Origin of the sequence: Mesobacillus maritimus (genome assembly GCF_044803185.1) — a bacterium.
Lineage (GTDB): Bacteria > Bacillota > Bacilli > Bacillales > Cytobacillaceae > Mesobacillus_B > Mesobacillus_B maritimus_B.
Window position 1 is genome coordinate 3,239,471 of record NZ_CP085225.1, and the last position, 15,501, is coordinate 3,254,971.

The 15,501-nt window shown below is 39.3% G+C and carries 18 protein-coding genes; 2 read left to right on the top strand and 16 right to left on the bottom strand.

Going from position 1 to position 15,501, the window contains the following annotated elements; genetic code table 11:
• Positions 1-126: 126 nt before the first annotated feature.
• The gene (locus tag LG336_RS15580; RefSeq protein WP_404328404.1) at positions 127-1,770 is read left to right on the top strand and encodes a Sau3AI family type II restriction endonuclease; all 1,644 of its coding nucleotides are present in this window, start codon (positions 127-129) and stop codon (positions 1,768-1,770) included.
• Between the two features lie 342 nt (positions 1,771-2,112).
• Here LG336_RS15580 and LG336_RS15585 read toward each other — a convergent pair whose 3' ends face one another.
• The 10 genes from LG336_RS15585 to LG336_RS15630 all read right to left on the bottom strand — a co-directional run bounded on the left by LG336_RS15585 (position 2,113) and on the right by LG336_RS15630 (position 9,732).
• Positions 2,113-2,772 carry a DUF429 domain-containing protein gene (locus tag LG336_RS15585; RefSeq protein ID WP_404328405.1) on the bottom strand — a complete coding sequence of 220 codons (660 nt, stop codon included), beginning with the start codon at positions 2,770-2,772 and terminating at the stop codon, positions 2,113-2,115.
• 327 nt (positions 2,773-3,099) lie between these two features.
• Positions 3,100-3,816 (bottom strand): hypothetical protein, encoded by a 717-nt coding sequence (locus LG336_RS15590; RefSeq protein ID WP_404328406.1) that lies wholly within the window; start codon positions 3,814-3,816, stop codon positions 3,100-3,102.
• Between the two features lie 155 nt (positions 3,817-3,971).
• Positions 3,972-4,676, bottom strand: coding sequence for a DnaB-like helicase C-terminal domain-containing protein (locus tag LG336_RS15595; RefSeq protein WP_404328407.1), 705 nt, complete (start codon positions 4,674-4,676; stop codon positions 3,972-3,974).
• Positions 4,643-5,266 carry a DnaB-like helicase N-terminal domain-containing protein gene (locus LG336_RS15600; protein WP_404333183.1) on the bottom strand — a complete coding sequence of 208 codons (624 nt, stop codon included), beginning with the start codon at positions 5,264-5,266 and terminating at the stop codon, positions 4,643-4,645. The genes LG336_RS15595 and LG336_RS15600 overlap by 34 nt, the downstream gene beginning before the upstream one ends.
• A 55-nt stretch (positions 5,267-5,321) precedes the next feature.
• Complete coding sequence (locus LG336_RS15605; RefSeq protein ID WP_404328409.1) at positions 5,322-5,651, bottom strand: replicative helicase loader/inhibitor; 330 nt, start codon at positions 5,649-5,651, stop codon at positions 5,322-5,324.
• A gap of 15 nt (positions 5,652-5,666) precedes the next feature.
• The gene (locus tag LG336_RS15610; protein WP_404328410.1) at positions 5,667-6,251 is read right to left on the bottom strand and encodes a hypothetical protein; all 585 of its coding nucleotides are present in this window, start codon (positions 6,249-6,251) and stop codon (positions 5,667-5,669) included.
• A gap of 230 nt (positions 6,252-6,481) precedes the next feature.
• Positions 6,482-7,750, bottom strand: coding sequence for an IS4 family transposase (locus tag LG336_RS15615; protein WP_404328411.1), 1,269 nt, complete (start codon positions 7,748-7,750; stop codon positions 6,482-6,484).
• 385 nt (positions 7,751-8,135) lie between these two features.
• Positions 8,136-8,198, bottom strand: a complete 63-nt coding sequence (locus LG336_RS15620) for a hypothetical protein (protein WP_404333184.1) — start codon at positions 8,196-8,198, stop codon at positions 8,136-8,138.
• Between the two features lie 85 nt (positions 8,199-8,283).
• Complete coding sequence (locus tag LG336_RS15625; RefSeq protein ID WP_404333185.1) at positions 8,284-8,514, bottom strand: arylamine N-acetyltransferase; 231 nt, start codon at positions 8,512-8,514, stop codon at positions 8,284-8,286.
• A 330-nt stretch (positions 8,515-8,844) separates the two neighbouring features.
• Complete coding sequence (locus LG336_RS15630) at positions 8,845-9,732, bottom strand: collagen-like protein (protein ID WP_404328412.1); 888 nt, start codon at positions 9,730-9,732, stop codon at positions 8,845-8,847.
• A 419-nt stretch (positions 9,733-10,151) separates the two neighbouring features.
• Here LG336_RS15630 and LG336_RS15635 point away from each other — a divergent pair, with 419 nt between their 5' ends.
• Positions 10,152-10,277: a hypothetical protein gene (locus LG336_RS15635; RefSeq protein WP_404328413.1), complete on the top strand. Its 126-nt coding sequence runs from the start codon at positions 10,152-10,154 to the stop codon at positions 10,275-10,277.
• Between the two features lie 84 nt (positions 10,278-10,361).
• On the opposite strand, the gene tnpC is transcribed toward LG336_RS15635, so the two are convergent.
• The 6 genes from tnpC to LG336_RS15665 all read right to left on the bottom strand — a co-directional run bounded on the left by tnpC (position 10,362) and on the right by LG336_RS15665 (position 15,222).
• Positions 10,362-11,963, bottom strand: a complete 1,602-nt coding sequence (gene tnpC, locus LG336_RS15640) for an IS66 family transposase (RefSeq protein ID WP_404328414.1) — start codon at positions 11,961-11,963, stop codon at positions 10,362-10,364.
• 89 nt (positions 11,964-12,052) lie between these two features.
• The gene (tnpB, locus tag LG336_RS15645; protein WP_404328415.1) at positions 12,053-12,406 is read right to left on the bottom strand and encodes an IS66 family insertion sequence element accessory protein TnpB; all 354 of its coding nucleotides are present in this window, start codon (positions 12,404-12,406) and stop codon (positions 12,053-12,055) included.
• Positions 12,403-12,597 carry a hypothetical protein gene (locus LG336_RS15650; RefSeq protein WP_404328416.1) on the bottom strand — a complete coding sequence of 65 codons (195 nt, stop codon included), beginning with the start codon at positions 12,595-12,597 and terminating at the stop codon, positions 12,403-12,405. The genes tnpB and LG336_RS15650 overlap by 4 nt, the downstream gene beginning before the upstream one ends.
• Positions 12,598-12,727: 130 nt before the next feature.
• Positions 12,728-13,120, bottom strand: a complete 393-nt coding sequence (locus tag LG336_RS15655) for a phosphatase PAP2 family protein (protein WP_404328417.1) — start codon at positions 13,118-13,120, stop codon at positions 12,728-12,730.
• 656 nt (positions 13,121-13,776) lie between these two features.
• Positions 13,777-14,436 carry a DUF429 domain-containing protein gene (locus LG336_RS15660; RefSeq protein ID WP_404328418.1) on the bottom strand — a complete coding sequence of 220 codons (660 nt, stop codon included), beginning with the start codon at positions 14,434-14,436 and terminating at the stop codon, positions 13,777-13,779.
• 333 nt (positions 14,437-14,769) lie between these two features.
• Positions 14,770-15,222, bottom strand: a complete 453-nt coding sequence (locus LG336_RS15665) for a hypothetical protein (protein WP_404328419.1) — start codon at positions 15,220-15,222, stop codon at positions 14,770-14,772.
• Positions 15,223-15,501 lie beyond the last annotated feature (279 nt).

The following is a 15,501-nucleotide window of genomic DNA, read 5'->3' on the forward strand; positions in this document are numbered from 1 at the left end:
TTCTCCCACCCGAAGAGGATTTCTATATTTATTAACTAATTACAACCTATATGTTTATCTAATGCCAAGTCATTGATATACTATATTTTTAAAATTTTGTTCGTTATATTGGAGGAGTGGAATGATTTGAGTAGTGTCTATGATACAAAGGAGAAAGTACATAAAAGAGCATTAGAAGCGGTTGGAAAAACGCTTGGAGAGATTGATGTAAAGGGCACTAAGAATGTGAAAAATAAATCTTATCCAGGCAATGTAATTGAGCAAGTCTGGTTTGACCATCCAGCAGACAATTATGCTGAACCCGATTTTCCAGAAGCTGGAGTAGAATTAAAAGTTACCCCCATAGACAAACAAACTAAAAAGAAAAAAGTCACAAAATTTATAGCTGGGGAGAGACTAGTTTTAAATAAAATTAATTACCAAAATGAATATGGTAAAACATTTGAACAAAGTTCATTTTGGCATAAGAATAAACTAATTGAATTAATTCAATATTATAGACGGGATGTTTCGCATAAGAAAAAAATTTCTAGCGGAAAAATGATTGAAGATAAAACAAAATTTCGAGTATTATATGCAAATCTACTTTCAATGAAAGAATTAAAAGATTTTGGCTTACCTAAAGATACTGTAATTGAAATACCTGAGAAAGATTTAGAAATCATCAAGCAGGACTGGAAAAAAATATCTGAATATATAAACTATGGGAAAGCAGAACAATTATCAGAAGGGCTAACAAATTATCTAGGAGCATGTACAAAGTCAGCAACTGGTGATGATTTTACAAAACAGAAGCATACAAATGTTCCTGCAAAGCCTAGAGCCTATTCATTTAAATCAAAATTCATCAATGAACTTATAAATAATCATATAATTGGACAAGACCATACCGAAGCAATTAATAGTATTGTAAAAGATGTTAGTGAGCTAGAAAATAAAACTCTTGAGGAAATTATTGTCTCCCGCTTCACTCCCTATTACGGTATGAAACAAAGTGAATTGATTCATAAACTTGGTATCAAAGTAGATAAAAGTCAGACACAAAAAAATATCAATAACATGATAATCCGTGGAATTCTTAATTTGCCAACCACTAAAGATGAAGTTACATCTGAAGAAATCGAAAAAGCAGAAATTAGTTTAAAAACGGTTACTTTAAGAAAGGGGCAACCAAAAGAGCATTTTAAATTCATGGGAATTCCTTCATTTATAGAACTGGTAGATGAGTCTTGGGAAGAATCTAAAGTGTATGATTTTTTAGATAGACAAAAATTTCTGCTGCTAGTTTTTAATGATTTTAATAATAAAAAAAGTGGAAGTGAATCGTACAAAACAAATCCTGAAAAAATCTTTTTAATAGGCGCTAAATTTTGGAACATGCCACCCTCTGACATAGATGGACCAGTAAAAGAAGTTTGGAAAACAGAAGTTGATAAACTAAAAAACGGTGTTGAACTAACTTTTACCAAAAATGAAAATAACAAAATTATAATTGAAAATAATTTTATTAAACCATCTCTTGATGATATATTACATCTACGCCCTGATGCCCAAAAATCTCAATACAAACCAAAATACTATAAAGACGTATTAGATAAAGGTATATCTACAAAGAAATTAATGAATAATTCTAGGAAATTACCCCGCCCAGCAAAATGGATAAATCGTCCAGAGAGTGAAAAAGAAAATTTTAAAGATGATTATATGACAAAACAAGCTTGGTGGTTGAGTAAAGAATATATTTATGAACAAATTGAAGATTTGTTGTAGAATAATGCTTTATTCATGCTTACCGAAATGGAAAACTTATTTTATCTACTTATACTAAAATAATTTTTAACCCTTATTTAACCCACCTTACTTAAAGTCAGTTTATTTTCACTCATTATGATAAAGGATCACATACAAATTTTTTTTGGATTTTCATGTTAGATTAACTAATGAAGGTATATTAAATAGGAGTTAGATTACTGTCTAACTCCTTTCCCCTTTTCTATCTATAAGCGTATAGAAATTCAATTTCGCAAATGAAACCATTAATTTATCTTCGCCCTCACCGATGTCCTTAGATAAACTCCCGCTTAAGCTATCTATTTAAGGAATTTGTTATCATTAGCAACAATAATCAAAAGGATGTAAAGGCGGTTTAGCAGGGAATTTCCATTTTGGAGTGAACTCTGAGTTCTTCCAATGCCATACACCTAAAGCCGCTGCACAGGCATCAATCGAATGGCTTTGTTCAGCTGCTGTTTCTGGAATTCCTATCAGGTGTTGTTGCTCTAGCCACCTTAGAAGAACCTTCCTGGCTTCCAAGTCTTTTTTATATGCTAAAACATAGTCCAACTCCTTTTGCGATAATCTTGAGCCAATGACTGCACCGGGGTGAACTTCCACGAGAGAGATTGGATGAAGTGTAGCTAGTGTTGTGATTTCTCTGCTGAGTTTGATTCCTCTCAAAGTTAAATAGACCATTCGATTGAATGTAGGAGGCATAATCGATCCGGGTTTCATCCCAATTTCAACAATGAACTTTCTCAACTCACGATCCGATACCCTGTCCCCTCCTCCATCTTCATAAGACAAAGGAGCGTCGATGCCGATTACGACTTCATCTATTTGGGATTGTGCTGAAACTTCTTTTAAAATTTCTTCATCGCTCATAGGACTCCCACATTTGACATACCTCAATTGCCCCCCACGTTCCTCAAACACCACAACAACCGTATCCTTGTGGTTGCTTGGTCCGGATAAATCAATTCCTATAAACCTCATCGAATCCTTCTTTCTATATATAAATCTTATTTCAATAAAAATTAGTGTAATGAATACGTTGTTCACATTGTTTGTAATCGCTTCCTTTTATTGTCGTTGTCATTTCGTTTATTTTGATTATCTATATATCTCTCTTCACACATTATAGACCCTGATGTTTTCATTGCCTATTCCTTTTTTCTATTGATTTTTAGAAAGGAGCATGAAAAAAACCTATCCCCCAGCTTTATTCATCTGAAAGACAGGCTCAATATTTTCAAATTTTGTTCCAAAAACTACTACTAAACTACTAGGAGGTTTCAATCAATCTTCCAGTAATATTTTTCGTTAGCCACGTATGTTTGCTGTCCATTGCCCGCCACCTTGATCACAGGTAAAGGATCCACTTGCATTTCTACCTTGAATTCTGCCAGTGTACTGGCAGTTATTTCCGTCACTACTATTTCTGCGGCGAATCCGTACATTATTGCCATCCTGTTCCATCGTCAAGACAGCTGTAATAGGCGTAGCTCCTTGTCTGGTCCACCTACCGTCAAAGTTATTGCTGTTTCCTCTTCGGGTCCAGACAGCTCTCCAAGCACCTTCTTGAACCTCCCATCGTCTGCCTAAGTCCGGAGCTTGCGGACCTCTTTGGATGGTTGCACTCCAGGAGCCTCCTCCACGATCACATACATTTGTCCCTGTCACACGATTTCCTACAACTCTCCCTACATATTGACAATTGTTTCCGTCACTGCTGTTACGCCGTGATATACAAACAAAGTTATCCTGTACTGTCATTCTCAACACAGCCGTAATAGGAGTTGCTCCTTGCCTCGTCCATCTCCCATCAAATACATTACTGTTCCCTCTCCGGGTCCAAACCCCTCTCCAGCCACCTTCTTCAACTTCCCAACGAGTTCCTAAGTCAACCTGACGCATGGAGTAATCAAAGGGCTCATCGAAATAATGTTGTGCATAAGGATCATACATTTCTGTTGGTTGATACGGATTTACATGATAATACGGATTTACATAATAATTGGGGTCTCCAAAATAATACATACCCTTACCTCCTCAAAGAATTCAGTATCTTTGTGTTTTCAAACCATAATATGATTTAAGGAAATAAAAGGTACAAAACAAGGAAGGGCAAAATGTAAAATTTTGAATCCATTGGAATTAACGCGGAATTTAATTTTCAGACTACAGTCTTAGTCTTATAAATTAATCAAGACACTACTCTTACATCTCTTTCCCGCTCGCACCCTGAGAATATCTACCTTCTGAATTCTTTCATCTGACTTCTCCCCATACACATCCACAAAACTCCCAAACTCCTTCTCAAACATCAGCTTCACAATCCCCACTGCCCCATTTCGTTGTTTCGCGATATCGACTTCAATGAACTTGTTTTCTTCATTCTCTTTGTTGTAATATTCGTCTCTGTATAGAAGCATGATTAAATCGGCGTCTTGTTCGATGCTACCGGAGTCGCGGAGGTCAGACATTTTCGGGCGCTTGTCCATTCTTTGTTCCACTCCTCTAGAGAGTTGAGAAAGGAGAATAACCGGAACCTCATACTGCCTGGCAATCTGTTTCAACTCACTTGTCACACTTTTAATGGCAAGGTCATACCGATCATGCTTCCCAGTAATGGTAATGAGCTGGAGGTAATCAATCACCACGAGATAGTCATCATGAGGATATTCCCGTCGTGTTTTCTGAATTTGGGCCCTTATGTCGGCTACCGTTCTTCGAGGATGATCATGAAGGTGAAGATTCCATTGATTGTAGACACCAAGAGCCGTTACAGCTTTTTCTTGGTCTTCCTCGGTAAAGAACATATATGGATTTTTCCATTTTCCCCCATCAATTCTGGTGATGTTGCTTAGGATTCTTTTCGCGAGCTGTATTTTCGGCATTTTCTAGGGAAAAGACATCGACAACGCCCCCCTTTTAGACAACAATTCATCGCCAGTTGCAAGGCAAATGCTGTTTTTCCCATTGATGGTCGGGCTGCTAAAATAATCAAGTCCGTCTTTGCCCAGCCATTTGTCATTTGATTGAGCGATTGAAAGCCGGTATCAATCCCATTCAGGTCACCTTGCTTCTCAAATATTTCATCAAAAACAGTCATCATATGAGCCTGTTTCGTTTCATTTTGAGTCAATCCAATTTCTTGTATTTTGATAAAAGTCTGATAGAAACCCTCCGCGTCTTCCATTGTTCCACTGCTTAAAAATCCCGCTGCGGCACGTTTACATTCGCGGAGCTTAAATTGTTCGAGGACGATTCTTTGATATTCTTCAAGGTGAACCGTGGTCGGGCAACTAACAGCTAGAGTTGTCAAATAGGTTGCGCCGCCAATCTCTTGCATGTGTCCGATCAGTTTATTCACCATGGTAACAACATCAATTCCCTGTGATTCTTGCCGCAGCTCGGTCATCGCCTGAAAAATCAACTGATTCCTTCTTTGTAAAAAATGATGAGGTTCTAGAATTAATTCATTGATGCTTGTGGGTTCTAGAAAAACAGCTCAAAGTACCATATTTTCTGCTTCTGTTTGGTCAACGTAGTATGGATTTAAATAGCCAGTCTGGACTTGGTTTCCTTCTGGATTGTTGATGATCTCGTTCAATCCGACCTCTCCCTTCTTGTGCCCATTGTTTTGTTTTCTGAAGATATCCATTTTCCGGTTCTTGAAAGGCCGCGATTTCTGCCAGCACTGGTGGAAACCGATGTTTTCCAATATGTGCGGACAACCTTTGCATCACAAGCTGATAATCCATCCCTTTCGAAACTTTTAGCCACATGAGCACCGTTTCATCACTGATTTTAAATTGAGGATACACCGATTCGATCATCGCTAAAATCTGAATGACTTCCTTCTTTTCCATTGCCTCAGCCCCTCTCTATCCAAGAATTCCTTGTTCTTCAAGCCGGGCAATTCGGTCCTGAAGGGTTTCTTTTTGTGGCTTCTTTGCTTTTGTTTCGGCATTTGCCAGTCGCGTCATAATCGCTGACTCATAATAAATCAGGCTGGTGATACTCTGTTCAGAACCGTTCTTTTTACCGTAGTTCAACTGAATTTCCTCCATCCAACTCAATATCTTTTCTAGGGGAACCTCCAGCAAAGCTATTTTTTCAGCCGCATTCATGTCTTTCGCTGACAGTGCTGCCCCGCGATTACGGAACTGAATAAAGCGATTTGTGATAGCCGTTGTTCTCCTGGTTTGAGCGAACTCTGGCTTCGGCATGGTTTCCTTGGAATGCTTCGCCTGATCATTCTCTTTCTCACCCCTCTCCTCTTTCTTCTCTCTTTCTTGATTTTGTTCCTGATTCGTATCGCCTACGTTTTCAGTTGGTTCTGTCTTCGTTCCGCGAAAAGAAGGGCAAAAAAAATCAACGAATCCTTTTGCTTGGATTTCTTCGCAACCTAGCAGGGTAAATAACGTACCCATATTGGTTTCTTCTGCGGTGATTAGTCCCTTTTTCACGAGTTTATCCACCGACCGCTTGATGGTACTCTTGGAATACTGTTTCTCGCCTCTTCCTCCCGGTAGCCAAGATCCTCGACTAGGGACAGAGGGACAGGCACACTAGCTTTGCATAGTTGTATTTCATTTGAAAATAAGTAATATTTTTACAATTAGGTTTTTGTCTTGGGAGCTAAAAAGACAATCATTAATAAGATTGTCTTTTGTTCCCACTTTTTGGTATTCGTTTTTTACTTGATCTTCCTTTTAATGCGTTTCTTTTTTTCACCGATTAGCGCAACACTACCATAGAATATTTCTTTCTTCGGTTTATCTGGAATCTTTTGTCGGCCTTTTGATGTTTTTTTAGGTTTAAATTCTATTGCCGTTATAAATACTTCCCATGTTTTATCAAAGTAAGTTCTAATGTTTGTTAGGATAAATTTTAGGCTTTTCTGTGATTTGGTTTTTAGCTTTACAATAAGTGTTAAAATGTAGGCAATCATCGCTATAAACATCTGATTCCATATTCCTTGCGGCTTTGTACTCCAGACCTTGATATATCGAAGTGATTGCTTAATCCACTTAAAGAACAGTTCAATAATCCAGCGGTTTTTATAAATTTCCGCAATCTCTGTTGCATCTAAATCCCATCTAGTAGTAGCTAGCCTGTAAACTTTCCCCTCTTCATCAAGAAATTCCACAACTCTGATTGGGTTCATCTTACCCGATTCTCCTAATATCACCTTAACATCTCTTTGGATATTAGACCCTTCGGGTACTTCGTATTCTTCTAAGATTCTTTCAACGAGTTTTCCCCTTAATCTAACCACAAATTTTATCGCTTTCTTTATCCACTCGTTCATGCGAAAAAGGTCCATATATCCTCGGTCCATTACATATGTTGCATCAGACTCTTCTATTAACAGATCTCCACCTTCATGGTCTTGTACCTTACCATTAGAAGGAACAATCTTATCAGGGTAGTGTACGTCTGGTGATGCAACTATCAAACGTGTATGCATTTTTACGACTGTCCAGCCTTTAGTTACATAGGCCCATTCTGATAAAACAGCTGGAAGTTTTATATGTGTCGCATCTACGATGCGAAGTTTGCCAACATCCCGAGGTAAACCAACGAAGCCTTTGGTATAAGATTCAAGTTCTTTTACAACTTTAAAGAAGAGGGTTTGTAGTATTTCGGTATCTAAATCATTAATTCTTCTGCTTAATTGTGAGGAACTAATACTCTCTACCCCGATATATTCCATTAGATCTTTGTGTGCGCGCATTTTAATATCAAATTCGGGATAAGACTCCCATTTGCCCAACTGGGCAGCTACAAAAATTTTAATAAGTCCATCTATTGAAAGCTTTTTCGTATCATAGTTTAATATAGGACAGGTTAAGTATTCTGTAGGTAATAATGACAAACATTGACGTATTACAGTATTTTCGGTTATCATAATCTTACTGTTTAAGGCTCCTTTTGTAGAAAGTTTGTTTTTGGGAACAAACATCAACATTTCTACAATAGGAGCTTTTTTTGCGTTTGTCTACATACATCTTTTTTGAGATTTACTTTTTTTGGAACCTGTGCAAAGCTAGTGGGACAGGCACCTTGTCCCACATTCTATTCTCTATTATATACCGTTCAAGTTTTACGAAAAAGGAGAACAAAGCATACTCGTATCCCTCCTCTAAAACTTACATCACTGGCGTCTGTCCCCCACCAACCCCGTTGTTCTTTTCCTAATCATCCGTTATTATATTATTATTAATAATATAAATTATGAAAAAAGGACTGAACATGCAGGAACATATCCAGTCCAACAATATACGGTCCCCAAAAGGGTCGGCTATTAGAGCAGAGTAATCCACCTGAGCCGCTAACTAAAGGGTGGATTATTTTTTATGGTTAAATGACAGGATGGTTACGATTAAACTTGCAAAAGCAATCGCCATCATTAGTGATTCGAAAACTGTCATTCAGCAAAAGAACAATTGTTTGTATTTTTCGAATCAAGAGGATGTGCCAGCAACCTTCTCACACCTATAAACCAAAATACTTCCTTTTGAGTTCATTAAATGTTTTTTCATCCTTTCCTTTTTTCTTCTCCTGCCCATCTACCCATTCGGTAAAAGAATCTGTAGGTAGGGTTATGTTCCCATTACTCGTTAATTTGGTGATCAATGGTCTCTTATTAAAGGCAGATTCAGGATGTTCTTGAATGATGGTCTGTATTTCTTCCAACTCCTCAACACTTCGAAAAGGTGAAGCAATCGTTTAGATAGATCGCAACGGTCAAAGAAGTAGTTAAATAAGAAGTAAGAAAAAATGAGCGGAAATCAGTGAATTGTTTAAATAAAAAAGGGAACAAGGTTTTCTCCCTGTTCTCTTTTTCTATTGCAATGAAAAATACAATGGTAAAATGTTAATATATTCATCTTAATTACATCTACGCAAGAAGAGGGCAGTCACCCGATATTTTAATACTTTCGTAGAATGGAATGGGAGACACCTCATCTGTCTTTAAAAGACAAAACGAAAGACAGAACACGTCAAATAGAAACTATCTTAGATTTTGGTCTAACGAAGAAATTATACTTTTGTCTATTGGAGTCGAGTGATAACTAGGTGTGCTGAAACTGGTTCTGTCCCTCCAGCAAGAGGAGTAATGGTTAACGCCGTGGCATTATTAGCCGGATTTCGAACCGTGAGTATTGAATTTATGACTGAAGTTTGAACAATTGCCATTCCTACGATTTGAGAAGTACCAGTCGCCCGACCAGCCACTGTGTAGGCTAGTTCAACGGCTCCTCCTCCTGAATCAAGGGTTAAAACCAGTTGACCTGCTTCGCTGACACTTACCTGGAACAGGACCTGATAAACGCCAATTTCTGACAAGTTAAATGTATCTGCACCAGTACGAACAATCCCCCCACTTTGGGGTCCATCTTGTGGGAAGTCTACGTCCTCACCTGGTGCAACTGTTGCGGCATTATCAGGAGGCATCAAAGCAAAAAAATCTGCAAACTCTGAGACTCCTGCAGGACCTGTATCCCCTTGTGGACCCTGAGTACCCTGTGGGCCTGTATCCCCTTGTGGACCCTGAGTACCCTGTGGACCTGTATCCCCTTGTGGGCCCTGAGTACCCTGTGGACCTGTATCCCCTTGTGGGCCCTGAGTACCCTGTGGGCCTGTATCCCCTTGTGGACCCTGAGTACCCTGTGGACCTGTATCCCCTTGTGGACCCTGAGTACCCTGTGGACCTGGAGCACCTTGGGGTCCTGGAGCACCTTGGGGTCCTGGAGCACCTTGGGGTCCTGGAACACCCTGTGGGCCTGGTGGACCTGGTGGACAATCACATTGCACAGGAAAAAAAGAGCATTGCTTCGGTGGTAATAAATTTTTAAAAGATTGTGGTAAGCTCTGTGGCTTCCTTAGCCTAGAGTTTTTTTTGTTTTTTTTGTTGCGTTCTTTCCATTCATCCATATCCATATTATAGCCCCTTTCTTATTGGTTCTTACTAGAATATAAAATAGTAAATGTATTGTGCTTGTCCTATTTGTCCACTTAAAAAAATGGGTCCCCCCCCCCCAATAAAGAAACACTTAATTACACTCGAGGACTTCTTCAGAAAACTCCCCATTCCCCATTGACAAAACAGCTATCAATTACTTAATCCAAAAGGAACCACAGAAAGAAGCGGTTAGCAGAGTGGCAGGTAGCTTGGATTCAACCTTAAAATTCCTTTTATAGTGGTTCCACTGGCTGGAGGCAAAGGGATTTTATTTAAAAAGTCACTTTGGAAACAAACTGATTCTTTTGCAATACAGAAGCAAATTAATAAGCAAGAGGTTAGGGAGGATGAAAAAATAATGTAGGATATTAAGAAGAAGCATGGAGATTCCGGGTAGATGAACAAAGGGAAGCTCGTAAATCTAAATATCTTAGTGGAAAACAGGTTTTCTTCTGTCTCTGGTACAAAAAAAGATAATCAATTCTCTTCCCATCTAAATATCGAGCAAAACGATGAAATGTAAGCTCGAATTATAAAAAATAAGCGCACCTTTCGGTACGCATCACGAATAGCCGTAAATTCTAATTTTTTCAATCGAATTTACGGCTTATTTCAATTTTTGTCCACATTCGGCCTGAATCATTTTTGACCAGGGCATGTATTGATCTAAAATTTCAGGGTTTTGATGGATGCCGAGATTGGGCAGATCCGTCAAAAGCTTCATCAAGTATTCGTAGAAATCTACACCGTTACTTTTGGCGGTTTCTGCGATACTGAGACAAATGGCGTTCGTTTTTGCAAAGGCTTCACTGACTGAGAAAAGCCAGTTTTTTCTCCCCACGACGTTAGGACGAATGGCGTTTTCAGCGGGATTATTATCGATTTCAACGCGCCCATCGTTAAGGAATGCTCTGAGTCCATTTGCCCTGTTCAATGTATATTCAGCTGCTTTCGCCAGCGCATTTTTTCCGTAGAATGGTGACGTTTCAACCCATTCAAGGAATTTATCTACAATTGGCTTCGAGTATTTTTGGCGTTTTTTTCTTCGCTTACTTGGAGACAAATGTTTAAATTTCCTTTCAAGACGGTATAAATCGTCACAAAAGCTCACACCTATACGGCCATTTTTGCTGTCCGCCTTCAGCCAATAACGGCGAACGTGGGCCCAACAATTTGCGAATGTAACGCCCTCCAACTTGCCATAGGCAGAATAACCATCGCAAATAATAGTTCCTGAAAAGCCTTCAATGAATCCTTCAAGGACGGATCGGGCACGCGATAATGCGCTATGAAAGAGAGTTATTGGTGGTCCTTGGCAAGGAACGCTTCGAGAAACCCAATTATAAGCATTGGTTTGACCCGATTTACCATCGGAGCGGTGGAGTATTTGTCCATATGTTTCATCAATATGTAAAAGCGATTTATTCATCATCAAATCTTTCATTCTCTCATAAATAGGCAATAGCCAATCGTGTGATGCACGAATGACCCAATTCGAAAGATTCTTATCGTTGGTATTCAAGCCGTAGCGATCCCATTCCTTAACCTGGCGGTAAAGGGGGAGATATTGCGCAAATTTATCATAGATGACTTTGGCAAGCACGCTAGGGCTTGCGATGCTACGTTGAATGGCAGGCTGCGGTGCCTTACCACGTTTAATTTGAGCTTTTTGAAATGAATCACCTTTACAATTTTTACATTCGTAAGCATGTTCAATGTGCTGGATTTTCTTCATTTTTGCAGGAATAAACTCTGCTTCTTCGCGTACGATTGTACTGCCACTTTCAATCCTATGCCCTTGGCAACAGTCACATTGTGTATTTTCTGGATGATAGTGAATTGCTTCAACTTCGATATCATCCCGTAATGAATCATTACGTTTTTTCTTTTTAGTAGGTCGAACAACAGTATAAGAAATGGTCTGTTGGCTTTGTTCCTCTGTGTGCTCAGATTCCCTAAAAGACGGGTCATCATCAAATAATGACGCTTGCCCTTCCGGTGCGTTATATCTCGATTTTTCAGTTTTAGAACCATATAAGAGTTTTGTTAGGTGCCGAAGTTGTTGCGTTAATGCTTCGTTCTGTTTTAACGAGTGATCTAATTTTTTTGATAGCTCCTGGTTTTGTTGATTCGAATGAGCCAACTGCTCTTCGAGCAAGCGAATTACTCTATCAAATTGATTTTCATTCGTAGAAGAAGTATTCGCCACATCATTCACCACTTTTCGTTCGGATTCACTCCCTTTATTATAACGAGTTCGAACAGTGGAATAAAGATAAATTAAAGGGTTTTAACGCTTTAAAAGGCACCTTTTGGTGACGGCTGAATCGCCTTTGGCTGCTGTATAGATAACCCCTCGGGGAGCCACCTGAGCTCCTTCTGAGAAAGATTCCGTACTTCATTTTCATCCTTTGGCCATTGGAGTTTGCCGTTATCCAAACGTTTATAAAGCATGGCGAAGCCATCACCGTCGAAATATAAGCATTTATAGCGATCCTTACTCCATCTTGAAAACAAGAAAATAGAATCACCGTACGGATCCAATTCAAAGGAATCTTGAATTAATGCGGCTAGTCCGTCAATACCTTTTCTCATATCCGTTTTACCGCAAATGATGTAAATATTTTTTACGCTAGTAAAATCGTGTTTCACTGATTTTTCAACTCCCTCATGACCGTCTGGATGATGTGCTCATCTACGCCGTTGAAGAAGGTGATTTCGGCGTTGCCGGTTCTGATCGTGCAAGTAGGATTTGAGGAAATCACTACTGGATTTGGTGCGGAAGTATTTTTGTTTTCGGAATGTAATGTAACGGGGACGATTGTGAGTTTTTGCTGCGGCATATGAAAAAGCACCTCCTTAAATTGATACTTTGATCATACCAGGAGGTGCTGCTGTTTTTATATGCGTTGTTTGAATACGGGCTTACGATGAAATGATAGAGTCACTCCGTTTAGTTGAGGAGCACATGTGTCAGTAAAGAACGCAATTTTCATATTTTTCCTCCTTCACTTTACTAAAAAATATAAATGGCCAATCCCCCAAAAACGTACCTACAAAAGCACCAGCTACTACATTTGAGGGATAGTGTATGCCCAGAAATACGCGAGAAATACCGACGCAACAAGCAAGTGGATAAAGAAAAAGGCTGCGTATAGGAATATGAATACTGAAAGGAATAATAATGGAGAAAATGGCTGTCGTATGTCCAGATCGAAAGGAATATTCCGTAAGTGGATCATGTACCACTCTAGCATTTGTTATGGAAAGATATGGACGGGATCTAGAATATACTTTTTTCATTAAGACTACAAAGAGGTGACTAGATAGAAGCGTAAATGCACTTTCACCCCCCCAGACTTTCATCGGAAAATCAAAGCACAAAATGAAGAGTAGAGGAAGACTAATTGTTGCTGTAGCTCCACCAGGATGAGTTATTTTGCGGAAGAATACATTTAAGGTTTCCCATCGAAACCATTGTTAATAGATAGAAATACGTCACATTCCAAACTATTATGAGTATGGGTAGTTGATTCATCGAATTAAGGACATATTGTCTCATACCTTTGGTATCGCCTTCGAACAATTCTCTGATGATGAAACCTCAAATGAGATTTAGGAAATCATTGAAGAAGACCTTGAGTCTGGCAATGGGAACGTTTTGTACAGAACTTCAATCAGACAATAAAAAATCAAAGAAAAAAGATTGGGATTTGGAAACCGATCCTCATCGGGTGGGTTTTGGGATAATCGAAAATAACTAGTAACAACAATAAAAGACAAGGGTTCTCAACGAGGAGAAAGCCTTGTCTTTTTTCCCTCCGTAATGTCATTTTCCCTTTGCGTAGTAATTGTTGGTAAAGCTATATGGTTTGATAACGAAACTATATTTTTCTTCAAATCTAGCAGAGTAATCCACCTGAGCCGCTAACTCAAGGGTGGATTATTTTTTATGGTTAAATGACAGGATGGCTACAACCTGTGAGACCCCACGCGGGCTTGCCCCGTGGGGTCAGTCAGCATTAGCAACAATAATCAAAAGGATGTAAAGGTAGTTTAGCAGGGAAAATCCACTTTGGTGTGAACTCGGGGTTCTTCCAATGCCATGCACCCAAAGCCGCTGCACAGGCATCTATCGAATGGCATTGTTCAGCTGCTGTTTCTGGAATTCCTATCAGGTGTTGTTGCTCTAGCCACCTTAGGAGGTACTGCCTCGCTTCCAAGTCTTTTTTATATGCTAAAACATAGTCCAACTCCTTTGGCGATAATCTTGAGCCAATGACTGCACCAGGGTGAACTTCCACGATAGAGATTGGATGAAGTGAAGCTAGTGTTGTGATTTCTCTGCTGAGTTTGATCCCTCTCAAGGTTAAATAGACCATTCGATTGAATGTAGGAGGCATTATCGATCCGGGTTTCATTCCGTTTTCAACAATGAACTTTCTCAACTCACGATCCGATACCCTGTCCCCTCCTCCATCTTCATAAGACAAAGGAGCGTCAATGCCGATTACGACTTCATCTATTTGGGACTGTGCTGAAACCTCTTTTAAAATTTCTTCATCACTCATAGGACTCCCACATTTGACAAATCTCAATTGCCCCCCGTGTTCCTCAAACACCACAACAACCGTATCCTTGTGGTTGCTTGGTCCGGATAAATCAATTCCTATAACCCTCATCGAATCCTTCTTTCTATATAAAAATCTACTTGCTTATTTCAATACAAATTAGTTAATGAATACGTTGTCCACATTTTTTGCAACCGCTTCCTTTTATTGTCGTTGTCATTTCGTCTGTTTTTATTCTCTATATTTCACTCTTCACACATTATAGACCCTGGAGTTTTCATTGCCTATTCCTTTTTTCGATTGATTTTTAGATAAGCGCATGAAAAAAACCTATCCCGCAGCTTCATTCTTCTGAGAGACAGGCTCATAATTTTCCACTTTTTGTACCAAGACTACTGCTACACTACTAAAAAGATTCGCTTAATCTTCCAGAAAATTTTTTCGTTAGCCACGTATGTTTGCTGTCCATTGCCCTCCACCTTGATCACAGGTAAAGGATCCACTTGCATTTCTACCTTGAATTCTACCGGTGTACTGGCAGTTATTTCCGTCACTACTATTTCTGCGGCGAATCCGTACGTTATTGCCATCCTGTTCCATGGTCAAGACAGCTGTAATCGGCGTAGCTCCTTGTCTGGTCCACCTACCATCAAAGTTATTGCTGTTTCCTCTTCGGGTCCAGACAGCTCTCCAAGCACCTTCTTGAACCTCCCATCGTCTGCCTAAGTCCGGAGCTTGCGGACCTCTTTGAATGGTTGCACTCCAGGAGCCTCCTCCACGATCACATACATTTGTCCCTGTCACACGATTCCCTACAACTCTCCCTACATACTGACAATTGTTTCCGTCACTGCTGTTACGCCGTGATATACAAACAAAGTTATCCTGTACTGTCATTCTCAACACAGCCGTAATAGTTCAAGCAGATGGGATTGATTCGAGAATGGTGCGTGTCCCTAATCAACAAGAATTAGATTTACTATTAGAGCAATCCGGGTGATTGTCATCCCCGTTGAAAATAGCTTTGACCACAATGCGGCCTTTTATTTGATTAATCCTGATGGCCAATTAATTAGAATTTTTGACTACAGTTCTCCAGAAGAGGTTATCAACTAAAAAAATAAAATGGGGGAATGGAATGAGACACCTTTTCATAGGTATTGGAATGATTTTAAC

Excerpts from the sequence above, each read along its gene's own strand:
- LG336_RS15585 (WP_404328405.1), bottom strand. The coding sequence starts at position 2,772 with ATGAGGTTTATAGGAATTGATTTATCCGGACCAAGCAACCACAAGGAT.
- LG336_RS15590 (WP_404328406.1), bottom strand. The coding sequence starts at position 3,816 with ATGTATTATTTTGGAGACCCCAATTATTATGTAAATCCGTATTATCAT.
- LG336_RS15595 (WP_404328407.1), bottom strand. The coding sequence starts at position 4,676 with ATGCCGAAAATACAGCTCGCGAAAAGAATCCTAAGCAACATCACCAGA.
- LG336_RS15605 (WP_404328409.1), bottom strand. The coding sequence starts at position 5,651 with ATGGAAAAGAAGGAAGTCATTCAGATTTTAGCGATGATCGAATCGGTG.
- LG336_RS15615 (WP_404328411.1), bottom strand. The coding sequence starts at position 7,750 with ATGTTTGTTCCCAAAAACAAACTTTCTACAAAAGGAGCCTTAAACAGT.
- LG336_RS15630 (WP_404328412.1), bottom strand. The coding sequence starts at position 9,732 with ATGGATATGGATGAATGGAAAGAACGCAACAAAAAAAACAAAAAAAAC.
- LG336_RS15635 (WP_404328413.1), top strand. The coding sequence starts at position 10,152 with ATGAACAAAGGGAAGCTCGTAAATCTAAATATCTTAGTGGAAAACAGG.
- LG336_RS15650 (WP_404328416.1), bottom strand. The coding sequence starts at position 12,597 with ATGCCGCAGCAAAAACTCACAATCGTCCCCGTTACATTACATTCCGAA.
- LG336_RS15655 (WP_404328417.1), bottom strand. The coding sequence starts at position 13,120 with ATGAAAGTCTGGGGGGGTGAAAGTGCATTTACGCTTCTATCTAGTCAC.
- LG336_RS15660 (WP_404328418.1), bottom strand. The coding sequence starts at position 14,436 with ATGAGGGTTATAGGAATTGATTTATCCGGACCAAGCAACCACAAGGAT.
- LG336_RS15665 (WP_404328419.1), bottom strand. The coding sequence starts at position 15,222 with ATGACAGTACAGGATAACTTTGTTTGTATATCACGGCGTAACAGCAGT.